Annotated in this window: 11 protein-coding genes; 4 read left to right on the top strand and 7 right to left on the bottom strand. The window is 57.1% G+C overall.

Annotation, left to right across the window (positions count from 1 at the left end):
• Positions 1-269 precede the first annotated feature (269 nt).
• Positions 270-1,328: a ParB/RepB/Spo0J family partition protein gene (locus tag TRL7639_RS21085; protein ID WP_085797881.1), complete on the bottom strand. Its 1,059-nt coding sequence runs from the start codon at positions 1,326-1,328 to the stop codon at positions 270-272.
• Positions 1,328-2,671 carry an AAA family ATPase gene (locus tag TRL7639_RS21080; protein WP_370809103.1) on the bottom strand — a complete coding sequence of 448 codons (1,344 nt, stop codon included), beginning with the start codon at positions 2,669-2,671 and terminating at the stop codon, positions 1,328-1,330. Before TRL7639_RS21080 ends, TRL7639_RS21085 begins: the two co-directional genes overlap by 1 nt.
• A gap of 589 nt (positions 2,672-3,260) precedes the next feature.
• Here TRL7639_RS21080 and TRL7639_RS21075 point away from each other — a divergent pair.
• Positions 3,261-4,526: a replication initiation protein gene (locus TRL7639_RS21075; protein WP_085797879.1), complete on the top strand. Its 1,266-nt coding sequence runs from the start codon at positions 3,261-3,263 to the stop codon at positions 4,524-4,526.
• Between the two features lie 164 nt (positions 4,527-4,690).
• On the top strand, positions 4,691-6,847 hold the full coding sequence (locus tag TRL7639_RS21070; protein ID WP_133057687.1) for a S8/S53 family peptidase: 2,157 nt from the start codon (positions 4,691-4,693) through the stop codon (positions 6,845-6,847).
• Between the two features lie 523 nt (positions 6,848-7,370).
• Here the strand turns inward: TRL7639_RS21070 and TRL7639_RS21065 are convergent.
• From TRL7639_RS21065 to TRL7639_RS21055, 3 genes are all read right to left on the bottom strand, one after another.
• The gene (locus TRL7639_RS21065) at positions 7,371-9,704 is read right to left on the bottom strand and encodes a Tex family protein (RefSeq protein ID WP_085797926.1); all 2,334 of its coding nucleotides are present in this window, start codon (positions 9,702-9,704) and stop codon (positions 7,371-7,373) included.
• A gap of 74 nt (positions 9,705-9,778) precedes the next feature.
• Positions 9,779-11,386, bottom strand: coding sequence for a glycerol-3-phosphate dehydrogenase (gene glpD, locus TRL7639_RS21060; RefSeq protein WP_085797877.1), 1,608 nt, complete (start codon positions 11,384-11,386; stop codon positions 9,779-9,781).
• Positions 11,376-12,152, bottom strand: a complete 777-nt coding sequence (locus TRL7639_RS21055) for a DeoR/GlpR family DNA-binding transcription regulator (protein WP_085797876.1) — start codon at positions 12,150-12,152, stop codon at positions 11,376-11,378. The genes glpD and TRL7639_RS21055 overlap by 11 nt, the downstream gene beginning before the upstream one ends.
• 202 nt (positions 12,153-12,354) lie before the next feature.
• Between TRL7639_RS21055 and TRL7639_RS21050 the strand changes: the two genes are divergently transcribed.
• Positions 12,355-15,570: a 2Fe-2S iron-sulfur cluster-binding protein gene (locus TRL7639_RS21050; RefSeq protein WP_085797875.1), complete on the top strand. Its 3,216-nt coding sequence runs from the start codon at positions 12,355-12,357 to the stop codon at positions 15,568-15,570.
• A 237-nt stretch (positions 15,571-15,807) separates the two neighbouring features.
• Here the strand turns inward: TRL7639_RS21050 and pobA are convergent, their stop codons facing one another.
• On the bottom strand, positions 15,808-16,980 hold the full coding sequence (gene pobA, locus TRL7639_RS21045; RefSeq protein WP_085797874.1) for a 4-hydroxybenzoate 3-monooxygenase: 1,173 nt from the start codon (positions 16,978-16,980) through the stop codon (positions 15,808-15,810).
• An 86-nt stretch (positions 16,981-17,066) separates the two neighbouring features.
• Between pobA and TRL7639_RS21040 the strand changes: the two genes are divergently transcribed.
• Positions 17,067-17,948 carry a helix-turn-helix domain-containing protein gene (locus TRL7639_RS21040; RefSeq protein ID WP_235820478.1) on the top strand — a complete coding sequence of 294 codons (882 nt, stop codon included), beginning with the start codon at positions 17,067-17,069 and terminating at the stop codon, positions 17,946-17,948.
• Here the strand turns inward: TRL7639_RS21040 and TRL7639_RS21035 are convergent.
• Positions 17,945-18,361, bottom strand: coding sequence for a group III truncated hemoglobin (locus TRL7639_RS21035; protein ID WP_085797872.1), 417 nt, complete (start codon positions 18,359-18,361; stop codon positions 17,945-17,947). The two genes, TRL7639_RS21040 and TRL7639_RS21035, sit on opposite strands and share 4 nt — an antisense overlap.
• Positions 18,362-18,379: the final 18 nt, after the last annotated feature.

The raw sequence follows: 18,379 nt of genomic DNA, 5'->3' as shown, positions 1-18,379 counted from the left end.
CGCTCGGCTACCGACAAAGCTTCCGATCTTTGCGATCAGCCAAAGCCACCGATGCTATCGCTTTCAACAGTTCGCTCGGGAACGCGGCTGAGGCTGAGCCTCAAACACTTGGCAGTAGATCCTCATCAGCCTTCTGTTTGCTTAGAACCCAATTTGAGGCGCTCGACAGATGTATCCAAAGAAACGGTTTGAAAATCAAGCAATCCTGAAGTAGCGATCTAAATTTCGACATTTTGATCGCTACTTCAGGACATCCAACATTGAAAGTGTCAGTCTTCCAGAATCCGGCGAATTTCGCGCATGATGATTTCACCAGTAGTCGGGTCGATCTTGCGGCCAAATAGCTCGACCCTGAACCCGTTGGCAGACAACTCTCCGCGCAACTCAGACCCATCTTCCACATAGACTGACGGCAAGCGCGTGTTGCTGCTTGGGCGCCCACCTTTGCGCGGGTCCTTTTCGGACTTGCCACGCGTCGACAAAGCTTTGCTGAGAACACTCCATTCTTCGCTGGCTGAAGTGCAATCAGATCCGTCAAGCGCCACACGCAATTCTGCCTGCGCCCCGTCCCGCAATGCAGACGCCAATTGCAACCCTGCTTTTTCAGTCAAGGCCGCCGGGAAACGCAGCAGGTCACCGAGACACTCATGAACCAAAGCAAAGCTACGCACCTTGGAACGTTTGGCCTTGGACACCGAAGCAAACAGCGCATCCACTGCGTCAGAAACGCTAGGGAACACGCCCTGCCCCGCCGACAGCACTGCAATCCGACCTCGTTCATATGGTGTCAGGTTGGCGCGCACCTCGTTCTCTTCGACCATCGAGACATAGGCATCCTGCCCTGCATCCGCATCGCGCACATAGGCCGGGATTTGACCGAAAGCCGGGTCTTCGCTCGCCAGCACCTGATAGGCTTTCAAACGCCGGTAGCCCGAGATCAGACCAAACCCTTCAGATGTGGCAGAAACCTCGATCGGGCTGCGCAGACCCGACGCGCGGATCGACGCCAGCAATTCCGCCATCAACTCGGGGTCTTCGGTCAGCCGGTCACGTCGGATGAAGTCCGCGTCGATCTCGTCCAGCGCAATGGGTTGGGCGACAAGTCCTGCTGCCTTGGCCTGTCGGAACTGCTCGGCCTCGGCCGAGTCCCTTGCCTGGGTCGCCCGATCTGTCACGGATGTCATGCCGGCAAGCGCAGCGGCCTCGCCTGCGACCTGAGCAATCGGAGCTGTCATCGACAACGCATCCACTGGTTTCGCGGCGAAACCCTCATCCAACTCACGCAGAGTGTCAGCATCCGGGGCGGTCAAACGTCTACGTTTTGCCATCAATCATTCCCCTCCAAGTTCACATCCCGCCACCAGCAGCCGATTAGCAGTTCTTTGAATTCGGCATAGGTACGGTCAAATGTCTCGCGTCCCCGCACATAGGTCTCGCGGTTGAACTCGCGATAGTCGGCCTCGTAAATCCCGTTGACCTGTTCGCCGGCTTGACCAACCAATGCGGTATAGTCCTGCCGATAGGCATTCATGAAATCACCGAAATAGGCCTGGATCACATTCGCCATGTCCGTCTGTTGCGATGCATCAAATCGGGTAACGATGGCCCGCACCACATCCCATTCAAATTTCATCTCAGGAAGGCTCGCCGCACGACGGGATGCGTTCTCTCCATCCTCGATCGAAGCAAAGGTCGAATAGAGCATGTCAAAGAAACGGCCCGTGGAATCGAACTCCAGAAAGGATGCGCCAAGCGGCACGAGCAGGATATCGGCAGCAGCCAGGGCGTTGATCGTCAAATAGCCAAGGGCAGGGGGCGTATCTAGGAAGATTATGTCATAGTCATCCAGCACGCCCTCATCTTCTAGGAAATTGGTCAGCCCATCCCACAACGGCCAAGACCGCAGTCCCATGCGCCACACGGGGATCTGAAACTCGGCCCAATAAAGGTTCAACTGTGCGCCGATCAGATCGATGTTGGGCCAGTGGGTTTTCTGAATGACGTTTCGCGACGAAACCTCCAGGGCTTCTTGCAGCGTCTCATCCAACGGGATCTCTGTCTGACCACCGGCGCTGCGCACCTTATTCTCGGCCGTGACCGCCTTGGCAAAGTCCTTGGCAATCAGGGGAAACACTGTGGACCATTCGTCAGGAACAGTTCCGCCTAAGATCGAGGTCATCGATCCCTGGCTATCAAGGTCGATTACAAGAACCTTGTAGCCATCCAAAGCGGCCGACATTGCCAGATGGGCCGCCGTGCTGGTCTTGCCAACGCCACCTTTGAAATTGGCAACCGACACGACCTTGGCCTGTGCGTCTTTTGGCCGATAGGGCAGGTACTCTTTGGTGCTGACCCCCTCGCTTGCGAAATGCTGACGAAGCGTGAGTACCTCTTCGAGAGTAAACCATTTGGACCCACCGTCCCCCTCGCCTTGAGGCAGTTCGGGGTTTGCCTTTAGCACCCGACGCAGATGGGCAGGGGCGACAGGGATAAGGTATTTGGTGATTTCCCACGTCGAAAACTTGCGCAGACGTTTCTGCCCATCCGGTGCATACCCACGACGTGCCAGATCCTCGCGTCCCTTCGCACAAAAAGCGGCGGCTTTGGCGAATCGCGTTGTGTCGATAGGATCGGGCAGACGGGCGGCAGCGGCCTCGGGGTTGAGGTTCAAATATGGTGGAACCGATTGTGTGGGTTGTTTGCTCAATGTCTGTGCCTCACAGTATGTTCGCCTTTTCAGCGTATATTGACTACATTAGCGAACATCGTGGACTTAGACTACCATGAATTGGGATTCTGGGCGGAGAATTGATCCAAGACCAATGGTTTCGCCACGAAACCAAGGGAAAATCAAAGTTATCCACACAACAAACTGTTTATTATCTTTATGAGATTTAGAATCTTTGCGGAAGAGAAATCATTTATCAACAAAGGCTTACGGTATACAGAGGACCTTTGAACAGGATTAAAGGCACCCAAATACAGTGCCAAAGGTACCCATCTGCAGGTGCATGGGTACCCGAATACAGGGCTTAAGGTACCGATTCTCGGTTTGGACGAAAACCACGCAATAGAGCCTGTTTTGGATCGTTTTCGCGTGTTTTCTAGGCCATATTCGATGCCATCCCAGGCGATATTTACGGTGAGTCCCGACAAAACTTGTCTTAGGGTACCCGCATACGGGATGAGGTTAGAGAACCCACGTATACTTGATTTGAGGTACCTTTTGTGCGACAACTAGGCCAGAGCAGAAAGAAAAAATGACCAACGCACAAATAGATATGGATCAGTTGACCGGTGCTTTGCGCCGCGAGACGGTGAAAAAGAATGTGGCGGCAATCCACATCAGCGGCAAACTTAGTTTGCTGCAGCGTAAGCTGTCGAACGTGCTGTTGCTCAATGCCTATGATGCATTGACCAGCGCACAGAGCCACACCATCGATGCCAGGACCTTGGCCACTATGGTTGGTTACAACTCCAACGACATGGACACTTTGCGTGCCAGTCTGCGCGCTTTGGCCGAGACGGTGGCAGAATGGGACATGCTGGATGAAGAGGGCCGACAGGAATGGGGCGTCTCTTCGCTGCTTTCGTTTGCTAAACTCAAGAACGGTGTTTGCGAGTATTCGTATTCTCCTGCGCTTGCGCAAAAGCTGCACGATCCCAAGATCTACGCGTTGATCAATGTCCACATTCAGCGCAACTTCACTTCGGGTCACGGTCTGGCGCTCTATGAAAATTGTTATCGTTTCGTGCGCACCGGGTCGACCGGTTGGTGGTCGCTTGAGATCTTTCGCAAATTGATGGGCGTGGATGGGTCAAGCTATTACGAGAGTTTCAAGCACCTGAATGCAAAGATTATCAAACCGGCTGTGGTCGAGGTGAATCGGAATTCGGACATTGAGATCACACCAGAGTTCAAAAAGAAGGGCAGGGCGGTCGCTGATGTTCGATTTTTGATCAAGGAAAATCCACAACTGGCAATGTTCCAGATCGGTGATGACGACGGCATTCGGAACATGGGTGTGTACAAGAAGTTGATCGAGCAAGGTGTGTCTGACCGATTGGCGCGTCAGTGGATTGTTGAACACGGCGAAGATTACGTGGCCGAAAAACTGGACTACGTTCGTCGGCAGCCAGACGTAAAATCCGCTGCGGGTTATCTTAATGCAGCGCTAAAGGATGACTATAACAATCAAGCCAAAGTGCCCTCTCCGCCAAACCCCGAAGCATTGAAGCTGGCAGAAGAACGACGCGCAAAAGAGCGTGAGGCAGATGAGGAGTTGGATGCCCGTTTGGCCGAGCGTGCCAAGCGGTCACGCAAATTCGAAGTTGTTTCGGAGCTGGTTTCGCGACGAAACCCCACCCAAAGGGACGCAGACAAACGGTTGTTCTTGGCCGGGTTGGATGATGATCTCGAGCGGGCCGAGTTTCGAACTCATGGCTGGCAATCTGCGCTGAATGCTACGGCAATTTTCGCGTTTTGGGCACAACTTGAGCCGGATGCCTTTGAAGGGATCGATTGAGGTTCTGGTGATCTCTTGGTGGATACCGCATAAGTGTTCGCTAATTGTTCTTGGCGACCCGCCGTCGCCAAATGATCCAAGCATTGTCCTTTGGTCGTAAACGCATACGGATTGGGGCCTGCAGACACAGCGAGTTCTGACCTGACTAGTTTCTAGTTTGACGCGTGAATGCATCGCAAAAAAACCGTGAATCGTGCCCGTCGAACTGTACTTGTTTGCCAGTTATGTCAAATTTCCCGGTGCAAGTGGGAGGTGTAGACATGAACGTTATCTGGAACGAGCCGAAGTCGATGGTGTCGGGCAACAAGCCAGCAGATATCGTGGAACCCTTTGAAGACTGGGAACAGGCTATGCGCGACCCTAAATCGGCCAAGGGGGCGCGGGTCTGGAAGCCTGTGTTTGTCGAATTGAATCGGGGCAAACAAGGCGATTACACGTCGACACTTCAGTCTTTGGTCAACCACATGATCCGAACCGACAAAGGGAAAACTCTCCAATATGATCGGGATTTTCTGGCTGTGGTGGTCAACATTATCGTCGGAGAGTTGGCCGGTGAGAATGTCGAGCGGTTTACGCGTTTCTTTCTGTACCGCCCTGAAGCCATCGCCTACGATTCCGTCTTGGGATGCGAAACACTACACATCGGTGTGGGTATTCCGATCTCACGGTTAGTGACATCTGGAAACTTGGATGGCTTGGACAGAGCTTTTCGCGGTGCCAAACGTTATGCGCGACACGCTGCATCTGGTGAAATGCCTGCTGTGGTTCAGCATCATTATGTTTTAGATCGTCCGCTGTGCGACAAGGTTGTCACCGGATACGTTGATGACGAAATCTCGGTTGCAAACGAGCGGTTTCGTTGCGAAACGGAAGAGGTGAACTCCACAGCTCCTTCTCGAATTGATCACTACTGGCGGCAGTCCTGGTCAGTGTCCAGGACCGGAGCCGCATTGGAGTTTGGACACAGTTCGAACGGGTCCGACTTGAGCGCTGAAATGGATGATATGATCTATGACGGTGCCGTCGACGAGGTCGAATTCTATCGGCTATTGAATGCCAACAAGCAGAAATCAATCGCGATGGCGGCTGGCAAATGCATGGCCCGAAACATTAACCGACCGCTGGAAGCCCGTATTACAGAGGACAACCTGGATGCACAAACGACCGAAAGTCACTCGGCTCAGAACCCCAGCGATGCGCGACCGGTCATGTTTGTTCAGTTGCCGAAGTTGGCAAGCGACGAACCTTGGGCCGGGCGACTGGAATTCTATGTTTTGACCGGAGTGATCCGCTTGCTTCGGTGGGCGGACAACTGGAAAGACAACAAAGGAAAAACGCGCCGCGTCGCGGTAGTCATTAACATCAGCTACAAGAACTTGTCCGATGCCACGGACGGCACCGGTTTCCTTGAACGTGAAATCCGACGACTGGCGCGGTTGCGCAATGCCGAAGGCGTGGCGACAGCAGTAGTGATGTCAAATGACTCTGCTACTCACGAGAGCCAACGCGTGAACATGAGGCTGCCGTGCAAAGAAACGGATGTTGTGAACTGGCAGATCCAGCCTGAGGTTCAGGCGGTTTCCTTTGTCGAAGTGTGGCTGGAACAGTTGAACCGTGCCACTTTGGTTATCACCGGGCCCGGGGGGGATCAGGTGGATCTAAAACTGACTCGCAGTCAGATTGTAGGCGATGATGGGTCCATTGCACGCGCGTCATACACTGTCGACCGCAAGCGTCTGGTAACAGGGCGGGGCGAGTTTGTGATTTCTCGGGCTTACGTACGTCGCTTCGGTGACACGGCTAAGACGCAGATTGTTGTGGCCTTTGCCCCAAGTCTGAACCGGGACAACCGTGGTCAATCCGTGCCGACTGGAGATTATAGGTTGGAATTGACCAACGAAGCCGGCGCACCATTGCACGCAGAAATCACGCTGCGCTGCAACAACAGCGTGCGAACAGTTCCGGACTTCGCACCGCAGCCCCGTGCGGACGGACCCGGTATCGACGGCATCAGTTCTGAAACCGAGGTGGCGCGCAACGTGCCCTTGTGGACAGTGGGGCGGGTTGCTCGGTTGGGGGCATTCTCGGCCTATCCCGACGGCAGTTTGGCTGATGTCTATGTGGTGGGCGGAACCTATGACCAGGAAAATGAAACGAAGCGGGTGATGAATTCAAAATCCGTGTCGGCAGATGATTGTGATGTGATGGGCTTGCCCGTCGCACCCGAAGAACAAAGCGCACGTTCTGGTGTTTTGACTTCTGGGCTCACGCTGGTTTCATCCCAAGAATTCGACGCCCCGGTTCGGCTGTTGCACAAGTAACATCGGCGGACTTCCCGATCTGTTCCGGGCGCTGCGTGCCGTCGGTATTCCATCAGATGTCTGGTATTGTGTTGCGACCAATCCTTAGAAATATTCCCTGAAATGAACGAGGGCCCGACGGGAATCATGTCAGGCCCTCGTTTTTCGTCCAAGTTGGGGACTCAGACGAAACAGGCAGCACGGCCACTCAACGCGCGCCTGTATCCCAAGATCCGTATCTTTTGGGGTACTTTCAGTGCAGCTGAAAGTTCATGGTCCGATGTCGGATCAGCACGGGCCTGCCCACATAATCCGGCGAAACATCATCCGAGCACCGGGAGCATGCGAAATGCCCGGTTGCTCCCTCATCGATTCTGCTTCGTCAGGTTGCGGCCCAACCGTCTGCAATTGCGATTATCGGGTCAATATTCCGTGAAACGTGAAGCGAATTTTGACGATTTTTTCACGGTAACTGGGTTCGAACTTGGGGCGCAAATCCACTCAGCGCAAGGTTGCGCGAGAAGGCAAAGGCGCGTCTTCCACGTCACGTTTTCTTCAGTGCATCCATAAGGGCAGCACCCAACGCACCTGTGTCAGGTGTCTTTGGGTTTGATTTGGCCTGATGGTGGCCTTTCTGCGGTCCTCGCCCCTTGGCCTGAGGTTTGCCGCGCGGCGCGGATCCGCGGTTGCCCCGTTCGGAACGGTCAGACGTGCCGCCATCCTTGCGCATGCTCAATCCGATGCGTTTGCGTGCAACATCCACTTCGGTCACGCGCACTTTCACCACCTGACCCGTCTTGACCACTTCGTGGGGGTCCTTGACGAAACGATCCGCCAATTGGCTGACATGCACCAGCCCGTCTTGATGCACGCCAATGTCGACAAAGGCGCCAAAGGCCGCGACGTTGGTTACCGTGCCTTCCAGCGACATGCCGGGCTTGAGGTCCTTGATATCTTCGATCCCGTCGGCAAAAGAGGCCGTGACAAAACTGGGTCGGGGATCGCGGCCGGGTTTTTCCAGCTCGTCAAAGATGTCGCGAACCGTGGGCAGACCAAAGCTTTCGTCCACGAACTGTTCGGCGCGCAGTGATTTTAACGCACCATCCTGGCCCATGATTTGACGAATGTCCCGCCCGCAGGCCTGAACGATTTTCCGCGCAACATCATAGGCTTCAGGGTGAACAGACGAGGCATCCAGCGGCTCGGCCCCATCGCGGATACGCAGAAATCCCGCGCATTGTTCAAAGGCACGCGGACCCAAGCGCGACACCTTCAACAGATCCTTGCGCGCGCCAAACGCCCCGTTCATGTCCCGATGGGCGACAATGGCCTCGGCCAATCCAGGTCCAAGGCCCGAGACATGGGCCAGCAACGGGGCAGAGGCAGTGTTCAGGTCGACACCGACCGCGTTCACCACGTCTTCGATCACAGCCGCCAGCGATTTGCTCAGCCGGTGTTGGTCGACGTCGTGCTGATACTGACCCACACCAATGGATTTGGGCTCGATCTTCACCAGTTCCGCCAGCGGGTCTTGCAGGCGACGTGCAATCGACACTGCACCACGCAGCGACACGTCCAGATCGGGAAACTCGCGCGCCGCCAATTCGGATGCCGAATAGACCGAGGCACCGGCTTCGGACACCACGACCTTGGTCGGTGCCTTCACCCCTTTGGGCAACAGTTTCAATGTATCCGCCACCAACCGCTCGGTCTCGCGGCTTGCGGTGCCATTGCCGATCGCGACGAGTTCAATCCCATGGGTTGCGATCAGCTTCAGGATCGCGGCCTCGGCACCCCGCACATCGTTTTTTGGCTGAAACGGATAGAGTGTCTCAGTCGCCACCAGTTTGCCGGTCGTATCGACGACGGCGGCCTTGACGCCGGTCCGAATACCAGGATCCAGGCCCAAGGTCGGGCGTGCACCCGCCGGGGCAGCAAAGAGCAGATCCTTCAGGTTGCGGGCAAAAACGGTGATCGCATCCTCTTGAGCGCGGTTGCGCAGATCGGCCATCAGTTCAACCATCATCGACAGGCTCAGCTTGACCCGCCAGGTCCAGCCGGCAACCTTGCGCAACCACTTGTCTCCCGCCGTATCGCTGCGGGTCTGCAATTGGGCGGCGACAATTCCCTCGGCCCGATCGGCGCCGGTTTCCGGGTCGGGGGCCACGTCCAGCGTGACCACCCCCTCTTTTGACGCGCGCAACATGGCTAACGCCCGGTGCGAAGGTACATCTGCCCACCGTTCGCGGTGATCGAAATAGTCTGAAAATTTGGCGCCGTTGGTCTCTTGCCCCGCGATGACCTTGGAGGTCAAAAACGCCTCGGCCTGCATGAACTTACGCAGCTCACCCAAAAGGCCCGCGTTTTCGGTCAACCCTTCGGCAATGATGTCACGAGCGCCGTTCAGGGCGTCGCGGGTCGTTGGCACGGTCTCTGTCACATAGGCCTCGGCCAGGGTTTCCGGTACCTGCGTCCGGTCCGCCAAAATCGCCTCGGCCAGTGGGTCCAGCCCGTTTTCACGTGCAATCATCGCCTTGGTGCGACGCTTGGGTTTGTACGGCAGATAGATGTCTTCCAACGCGGCCTTGGTGCTGGCCAGCGCGATAGATTTGGCCAGGTCATCAGTCAGCTTCCCCTGGTCCTTGATCGATGTCAGGATCGTATCCCGCCGTGCGTCCAGTTCGCGCAGGTAAGTCAGCCGGTCCGACAGCTGCCGCAGTTGGGTGTCGTCCAACCCACCCGTTGCCTCTTTGCGATAGCGCGCGATGAAGGGCACGGTCGAGCCGTCGTCCAGCAGGGCAACGGCGGCGCGCACCTGTTGGGGGCGGGCGCTGATTTCGGTTGCGATGGTCTGGGCGATGCGCTGTCCGGTGTCCAAGGGGGCCTCCGTCGGGTTGGGTCGGACACCCTGTTTAACCAGCCCGCCAAGGCGCGCCAAGTGGGAATGGCGGTTCAGCTGGCTTTCGCCGGTTTCGGCTGCAGCGCGTTGGTTATGTATGCCTCAACTGCGGCGGCCTGATCCGAGGTCAGACGCAAACCAAGCTTGGACCGGCGCCACAGCATGTCGTCGGCAGAACGCACCCATTCGTTGTCGATGCACCAGTTGATTTCGCGTTCGGTCAGGGTCGCACCGAAATCACGACCAAGGGCTTGCTCTGTGGCCGCATTCCCCAAAACCTCGGGGACTTCGGTGCCATAGGCGCGCACCAACCGCGTGGCCCAGGTCTGATCCAGGAACGGATATTGCGCTCGGGTCGAGGCGATAAGGCTGTCCAGCCCCTCGACCGGGAAATCGCCGCCGGGCAGGGGGACGCCTTCGGTCCAGTTGGGTTCGGTGTCGGGGAAAACCCTGGCTACCTTGTCCAACGCTGCCTCTGCCAGTTTGCGGTATGTGGTGATCTTGCCGCCAAAGACATTCAACAGCGCCGCCCCGTCGGATTGGTCCAGCGTCAGCACGTATTCCCGCGTCGCCGCCGTCGCAGACTTTGCACCGTCGTCATAGAGCGGGCGCACGCCGGAATAGCTCCAGACCACGTCATCGACACTCAGCGAAGTGGCGAAATATTGCGAGGCGAAGTTGAGCAGATATTTCTGCTCGGCCTCGGTGCATTCGGGTTTTGTGCTGGCATCAGCGTGATCTGCATCCGTGGTGCCGATCAGGGTAAAGTCGCCCTCATAGGGAATAGCAAAGATGATCCGCCCATCGGTGCCTTGAAAGAAATAGGCCTTGTCGTGCTCGAACAGTTTACGGGTTACGATGTGGCTTCCACGCACCAGCCGCACACCCTCGGTCGAGTTGACGCGCAGCGTGTTGTGGATGATGTCGCCCACCCATGGACCGCCTGCGTTGATCAGCATTTTGGCGTGAGTGGTATGGCGATTTCCGGTCGCCATGTCCTCGGTCGTTATGGCCCACAGGTCATCTGTGCGTTCGGCGCTGACAACTTTGGTGCGCGTCATGATCTGCGCGCCACGGGCTTGCGCATCGCGGGCGTTCAATACCACCAGACGTGCGTCCTGAATCCAACAGTCCGAATATTCAAACGCCTTCTGGAACTTGGTCTGCAAGGGACGTCCAGCCGGGTCTGTTTTCAGATCCAGCGTCTTGGTCGACGGCAGGATTTCACGCCCCCCCATCGTGTCATACAAAAACAGGCCGAGCCGCACCAACCAACTGGGGCGGCGGCCTTTCATCCAGGGCATTACCGTGCCCAACAGGCGGGATACGGGTGTGTCGCTCTCGAACCGCATGTCCTTGTGATAGGGCACGACAAACCGCAAGGGCCAGCTTATGTGGGGCATGGCCTTCAGCAGAACTTCGCGTTCAATCAGGGCCTCTCGGACCAGGCGAAACTCGAGAAATTCCAGATACCGCAACCCACCGTGGAACAGCTTGGTCGAGGCCGAAGACGTCGCCGATGCCAGGTCGTTCATTTCGGCCAGAGCGACCGAAAAGCCACGGCCTGCCGCGTCGCGGGCAATGCCACAGCCGTTGATCCCACCGCCGATGATGAAAATATCCAGCGGCTCGCCTTCGGAGCGTTTAGCGTCAACCTGCATTCAGCTCGTCCAATACCAAAATCTCTGTCTGCCCTGCGCGGGCTGCTTCAATAAATTCCATCGGGGGCATCTGGTCGGTCACCACATAGTCCAGGTCCTGAACAGCGCAGATGCGGATCGGTGCCGAGCGTTCGAATTTTGAGCTATCACAAACCAGGATCTTGATCCGCGAATTGCGCAGGATCGCGCGGGCCACCGAAACCTCGCGGGTGTCAAAATCCAGAACCGAGCCATCCATATCCAGGGCCGAGGCCCCGATGACCGCATAGTCCACCTTGTAGCGTTCGATGAATTCGACCGCATCCTCACCTACAATGGCACCATCGCTTTGACGGACCGCACCGCCGACCAAGATCAGCTCTTTGGATTGGGTGCCGATCAGGATGTTGATGATGTTGATGTTGTTGGACAGGACGGTCAGATCCTTGTGATGCGACAGCGCCTTGGCGACCTGTTCGGTTGATGTGCCGATATTCAAACTGACCGAGCAGGTATCGGGGATTAACGAGGCACACAGCACCCCCATCGCCTCTTTCTCTTGCCCTTTCAGTTTGCGCCGTTCGGCATATTCGCGGTTTGACACCTGATCGACCCTCACGGCACCCCCGTGGGTCCGCGTGACCAGACCCCGATTGCTCAGATCCCGCAGGTCGGCCCGAATGGTCTGGTTGGAAACGCCAAAGAGCGTCGACAGGTCATCAACGTTCACGCGCTCGTGTTCGCGCAGCAGGTCCAGGATTTTGTCGTGTCGTTCTTCGGCATCCATGGTTGGCAGCCCTTGGTGACTCACTGCGTGCTACTTAGGCATTCTGTCGTCGAATGTCACGAAGGGATTTTCGATATGGTTTCGGTTTTTTTCGTTATTGCATCTTTCGAACGTTGTGAGCGAAGGTGTTGACATGGCAACTGATCTGCGGCTTCTTCTGCCAAGCCAATGAGGTTGTCATCAATCGGGGAGGGTATGGCGCATGGGACTTCGATTCTTTTCGGATCGGAACCGGCCGGTTCACATGGGATCCTACCCGCTGGAGCGATTGTCCCGACTGTCATCGGCGCCAGAATTGTCGCGCGTGCCAGTAATGCCGACCCTAAGTTTTGAGCGGCCTGAAACCCCCGAAAGCATCGTCAACGCAATGGGAGAGTTCCAGGCGATGATGGACGCGATCCGAGATGGGTTCGTGAACAAGGCAAAATCAGACATTCCCAGCGATCCGCAAGAACGGTCAAATCACCTCAAGGCGTTTGGTTACTACAATGATGCCTCGATGGTGGGGGTAGGGCGGTTGAAAGCGGATGCCATTCTGGACGCCCCGCGCAGAAACCCCGACATCGAACGGTTGGCGCATGCGTTGAAAACCCGGCAGACCAAGACCTTTGCCTCGGGCATCGACATGATCATGGCCGACCTCAAAGAAAGCATCGAAGCGCCGGACACCCCAGTGGACGGGCATAAGAACGCGATTGTCTTTCTGTATGAGTACACCCGCGATCCTCGATCTGATGAACCGGGCAGCGACTGGATATTGGATGCGCAGGAACATCGCGCCTGTCTACGTGGAACCGAAACGGCCGTTGTGATCGCCAACTACATACGCCTTCTGGGATACGAGGCGCGCGCCCATACCCTGACCACGACCGAAGTGGACCTGGGCCGTCTTGCCGTCTCTGCAGGACTGGTCACCGCCGAGCAGGGAGAACTGATCGCGCCGTGGCTTGGCACGCGATTTGGTCTGGCTGCTATCACGACCGAAATGGACCTGGCCAGCGATCAACCATTGGCTCCGATGTCCGAACAGCCCTGGTTCAAGACCCAAGGCCCGGCGTGGTGGCTGGGCAAAGGGTTTGCCAAATCCGCCTTGAACCGAGATCCCTTTGCTCGGCGAAATTACGTCGATGGGGCACACCCCTTTGAGCGGCTCAAACGGGTGGATAAACCCACGACCTACATTGATGAGGCCAACGTTGCCCGCGTGCCCAAACGGGCCGACATGTTTGCGCGCTCCTTGTTTGGCGACATGGGCAAAGGCAATCAAGAGGCCGCACGGGGCGGGCATTATGTCCGCAAATCCGCGCCCAGCTTTGCGCAGCGCCGCGCGCTTGGGGCCTTTGTCCTGCTGCAGGATGGTGATGCAAACCCGCAAGGCGCGCGCCCGACACAAGAGCAGCGCAATGCCGACAACCTGAAGGCAGCGAGTTATTTTCTGGGCGTCGATGCTGTCGGCACCAGCCGATGCCCGGAATGGAGCTGGTACAGCCATGACGCGGCAGGTCAGCCAATCAACCCGCCCCATGACAAAGCTGTCAGCATGATCATCGATCAGGGGTTTGAAACGATGGAGGGGGCCAGCGGAGATGATTGGATCGCGGTCAGCCAATCCATGCGGGCCTATCTGCGGTTTTCGCTGCTCGGCGGGGTGATCGCGCAACAGATCCGCAACCTCGGCTATAGCGCCAAGGCGCACACGGTGATGGACGGTGAGGTTTTGCAACCGCCGCTGCTGTTGTTGGCCGGTTTGGGAGAGGTCAGCCGGATTGGCGAGGTTATCTTGAACCCGTACCTTGGCCCGCGCCTGAAATCTGGCGCGGTCACCACAGACATGCCAATGGCGCACGACAAGCCCATCGACTTTGGCCTGCAGAACTTTTGCAACTCGTGCAACAAATGCGCGCGCGAATGTCCGTCCGGGGCGATCACCGCCGGCCCCAAGCTGATGTTCAACGGCTATGAAATCTGGAAGTCCGACAGCCAGAAGTGCACCACATACCGGATCACGCAACAGGGCGGGGCGATGTGTGGGCGGTGCATGAAAACGTGCCCGTGGAACCTGGAAGGTCTGTTTTCACAGGCGCCGTTCCGATGGGCGGCAACCAATGTTCCATCGTCAGCGCCCATGTTGGCCAAGTTGGATGACGCCGTTGGCAATGGCGGGCTCAATGAGGTCAAGAAGTGGTGGTGGGACGTCGAGCTGGACGAAAGCGGGGGCTATCGCAAACCCAAGCATTCCGTGAACCGGCGCGATCTGCAGCGGGATCTGGACCTGAAGTACGAGGACCAGACACTCGCTGTTTATCCTGCACCACTTGCTCCGCCGCCCTATCCCTATCCCTTTCCAATGGACCGCGAGGCCGGGATTGCGGCGTATGAGGCAATGATCCCTGCCGACGAGTACAAGGAGCGGCTGGCGCGCGGTGATACCTCGATGGTGCACCGGTTTGCCAATGACGGGGATGCGCCGGTCATTCAGGTCTCGATCACCAAGGTCGACAAGATGACCGCAGGGGTCACCAAATACGAATTCTCTACCCTCGACGGATCGCCGTTGCCTGAATGGACCGCCGGCGCGCATTTGGACGTAGTCGTCGCGCCCGAGTTTCTGCGGCAGTATTCCATGTCCGGCAACCCGGCGGATACCAGCTCGTATCAAATTGGTGTGCTGCGCGAGGAGGAAGGGCGCGGGGGATCGGCCCTGTTGCATCGAATTTTCACCGAGGGGCGCAAGGTCTTTATCTCTAAGCCGATCAACCATTTCGAACTGGAAGAGACCGCTACCAGGACGTTTCTGATGGGCGGCGGGATCGGGATCACGCCGATGATCGCCTTTGCTCATCGGCTGCATGATCTCGGTGCAGAGTTCGAACTGCACTACTCTGCCAGCCGGAAGGATGAAGCGGGGTATCTGCAAGATCTGGCCATAGTTCCCTGGTCGGATCGGGTGCACTTGCATTTCTCGGATCTGGGCAACCGCGCGGACTTGGATCAGGTGTTGGCTGGCTACCGGACAGGATGGCACGTGTATACCTGCGGACCGGATCGCTACATGGACGGGGTAATGCAAGCGGCCGAGCGGCAAGGCTTTCCCGAAGAGGCTCGGCATCTGGAGTATTTCAGTGTGCCGGAACAGCCTGAATACGAAAACCATCCCTTCACACTGAAATTGGCGCGTTCCGGTAAAGTGCTGGAGGTGCCCGCAGACAAAACCGCAGCCGATGTCATGGTCGAGAACGGGTTGCCTGTTGACATCAAATGCTCAGACGGGATCTGCGGTGTCTGCAAATGCGGCTTGATCTCTGGCGAGGTAGAGCATCGCGATTTTGTTCTGTCCAACAAGCAACGGGAAACGGCAATTATCACTTGCCAATCCCGCGCCGCGGAACCTGGTGGAATCGTCGAAATCGACGCGTGAAGTCCGAGATCGGGGGCGCTCCCGCCCGTCGTCAATTTTTCTTGGCAGAAAAACCTCCTCCCGTTGGGCCGGGCCTCGCTTCGCTCGGCGGTTGGCGCTTGCCGCCCAAGGTTTGATGTCACACGCTCCCTGTTTGCCAAGCGGTGCCGCGCCGAGCCGATAGGCGAGGCGCTCGGCCCAAGGCCGTTCGCTGAGCTGACGCAGTCAGGTTGGCGCGGGCGCGGGAGTGTCTCCGGGCTAATAAGGCAGGCCCACGTAGTTCTCTGCCAAGGCGGCCTGAGCTTTGGCGGAGGACAACAGGTAGTCTAACTCGACCTTACGCAACCGGCGATCATAGGAGTTTTCGCCATCAAAGCTGTGCAGCATCGACGTCATCATCCACGAGAACCTCTGCGCTTTCCAGACGCGGGCCAGGGCGCGGTCTGAATAGGCGTCCAGCCCGGTGCTGTCCCCGTTCAAATAGTGATCGACAAAACCCTCATACAGGTAGTGGATGTCTGACGCTGCTGAGTTCAATCCCCGCGCCCCGGTTGGTGGAAAAATATGCGCGGCATCCCCAGCCAGAAACAGGTTTCCATATCGCATCGGTTCGGCCACGTAGCTGCGCAGTGGTGCGATGGACTTCTCGATCGAGGCGCCTGTAATCAGGTTCGAGCTCACCTCATCGGGCAGGCGCCGCTTGAGTTCGGCCCAAAAGGCCTCGTCGCTCCAATCCTCGGCGCTGTCGGATAGGGGAACCTGAATGTAATAGCGACTGAGCACCTGGCTGCGCAGGGAGCAGAGCGCAAACCCGCGCGGGCTGGCGGCATAGATCAATTCTGGTGACACGGGCTTTGTCCGCGACAGAACCCCAAGCCAGCCAAAAGGATAGACCTTTTCGTATTCCTTCAGAACGTCCGCGGGGATGGACTTGCGGCTGACCCCGTGAAAACCGTCCGCCCCGACAATGAAATCGCAATCGATCCTTTTGCGATCGCCGTTTGAGAGAAAGGTCAGATGGGGCGCCGCGCTGGTCACGTCGTGCAGTTCGACGTCCTTAACATCGTGTAGCACCGTTCCGTTCATACGATCGCGCGCCTCATACAGGTCGCGGGTCACCTCGGTCTGCCCATAGACCACGACCGAGTTTCCATCGGTCTGGCCGCTCAGGTCGACCCGATACTTGCGATTGTTGCGTGCGATGTAAAACCCGTGGTGGATCTCTCCTTCGGCGTCCATCCTGTCGCCACACTGCGCCTTGCGCATCAGGTCCGCAAACCCGTGCTCCAGCACGCCAGCCCGAATGCGCTCCAGCACATGGTCCCGGCTGTGTTTTTCCAATACGATGGTTTCTATGCCCCGCACGTGAAGCAACTGCGACAGCAACAACCCCGAGGGGCCACCGCCAATGATGGCAACTTGAATTTTCATGTTCGCGTCTCCCTAGCCTGTGATTATTTCCAAGGCGCTGAGTCTGGGGAATGGACAGGACCGGCAGAAACTTGCATATTTCGAACATGGGCAAACAGAGTGATCTGACCACAATCCAAACCTATAACCTGTTTGGAGAAACTGCCGAGTTGCCGGATGTGGTGCACTGCGAACGGATTGAAACACGGTCGAAATTGCACAATTGGGAGCTCAAACCCCATCGCCACGCGCGCCTGCACCAGGTGTTGGTCATTCAGGCAGGTGGTGGAACGGCCAACCTTGATGGAACGATCCAAGAGCTCGAGGCCCAGTGTTTCGTGAACGTGCCGCAGGGCATCGTGCATGGGTTCGACTTTGTTCCAGGCACCGAAGGTTGGGTTCTGACAATCACCAATGAATTGCTGGACGAACTGTTGCCTGTGGGCGAAGGGGTACGGGCCGTTCTAGCGGCGCCGACTGTTTCACTGGCATCTGAGGAACTGTCCAATGCGATCAGCACGCTTCATCACGAGTATCTTGATCGAGGGTTTGGACGCGCACAGATATTGCGATCTTTGTCGGGTCTGCTGTTGGGGCAGATCGCGCGACAGATGCAGGTCCTTTCACCGCGGGATGCGCCACGTGTGTCAGGTGGGCTGGTGCAGCGGTTCGAAACGCTGATTGATGCCGAGTTTCGCAGGCAGCTCAAGGTCGCAGAGTATGCCAAGACCCTCGCCGTCTCGCCCACGCACCTCAATCGGGTGACCAAGCAAGAAACCGGGCGATCAGCCTCGGTCCTTGTTCGCGACCGGGTCTTGAGAGAGGCGCGACGGAAGTTGATTTTTACCAATTTGTCGGTAGCTGAAATAGCATATGAACTTGGATATTCCGATCCTGCGCACTTCTCGCGCGTCTTTGCGTCGGGCACGGGGTCTTCTCCACGCGCATTCAGACAGAGCGCGGGCCAAGTCCAAGGCGGATCGCGTTAACCCAGGTTCGGCACCTGCCCCGAGTACACTCGCTGCATGCCCATGAGCAGCGATTGACCAATGCGCCGCGCCATCAGATCGAATAGTTTGGCCTTGTCGGGTGACAGAACCTCTTGTGCGGTTTGCTCGAACAGGGTTAGCCAGACGTCGAAATGATGTGACTTGATCTCGGGCATGCCCAGATGGGTTTGCATTGGATTGCCCTGGTAGGCCCGGTCACGAAGCATGACATTGGCCCAGAAATCTTCGATCTTGGCCAAATGCACGGCCCATGTCGCATCGTCGTCGCCGATGTGATGGCGAAAGATCGGACCGATGGTTTCGTCGGCACGCACACGCGCGTAGAAAAGGGTCAACAACGAACGAATGTCCGAGCGGGTGATGTCAGCCCTTGGCGATCTGTCTGGGGTCATGGAGTAAACCTTTTGTTC

The sequence above is a fragment of the Falsiruegeria litorea R37 genome (assembly GCF_900172225.1).
Classification (GTDB): domain Bacteria; phylum Pseudomonadota; class Alphaproteobacteria; order Rhodobacterales; family Rhodobacteraceae; genus Falsiruegeria; species Falsiruegeria litorea.
Note: the sequence above shows the minus strand (reverse complement) of the source record. Positions and strands in the feature narration are given on the sequence as shown.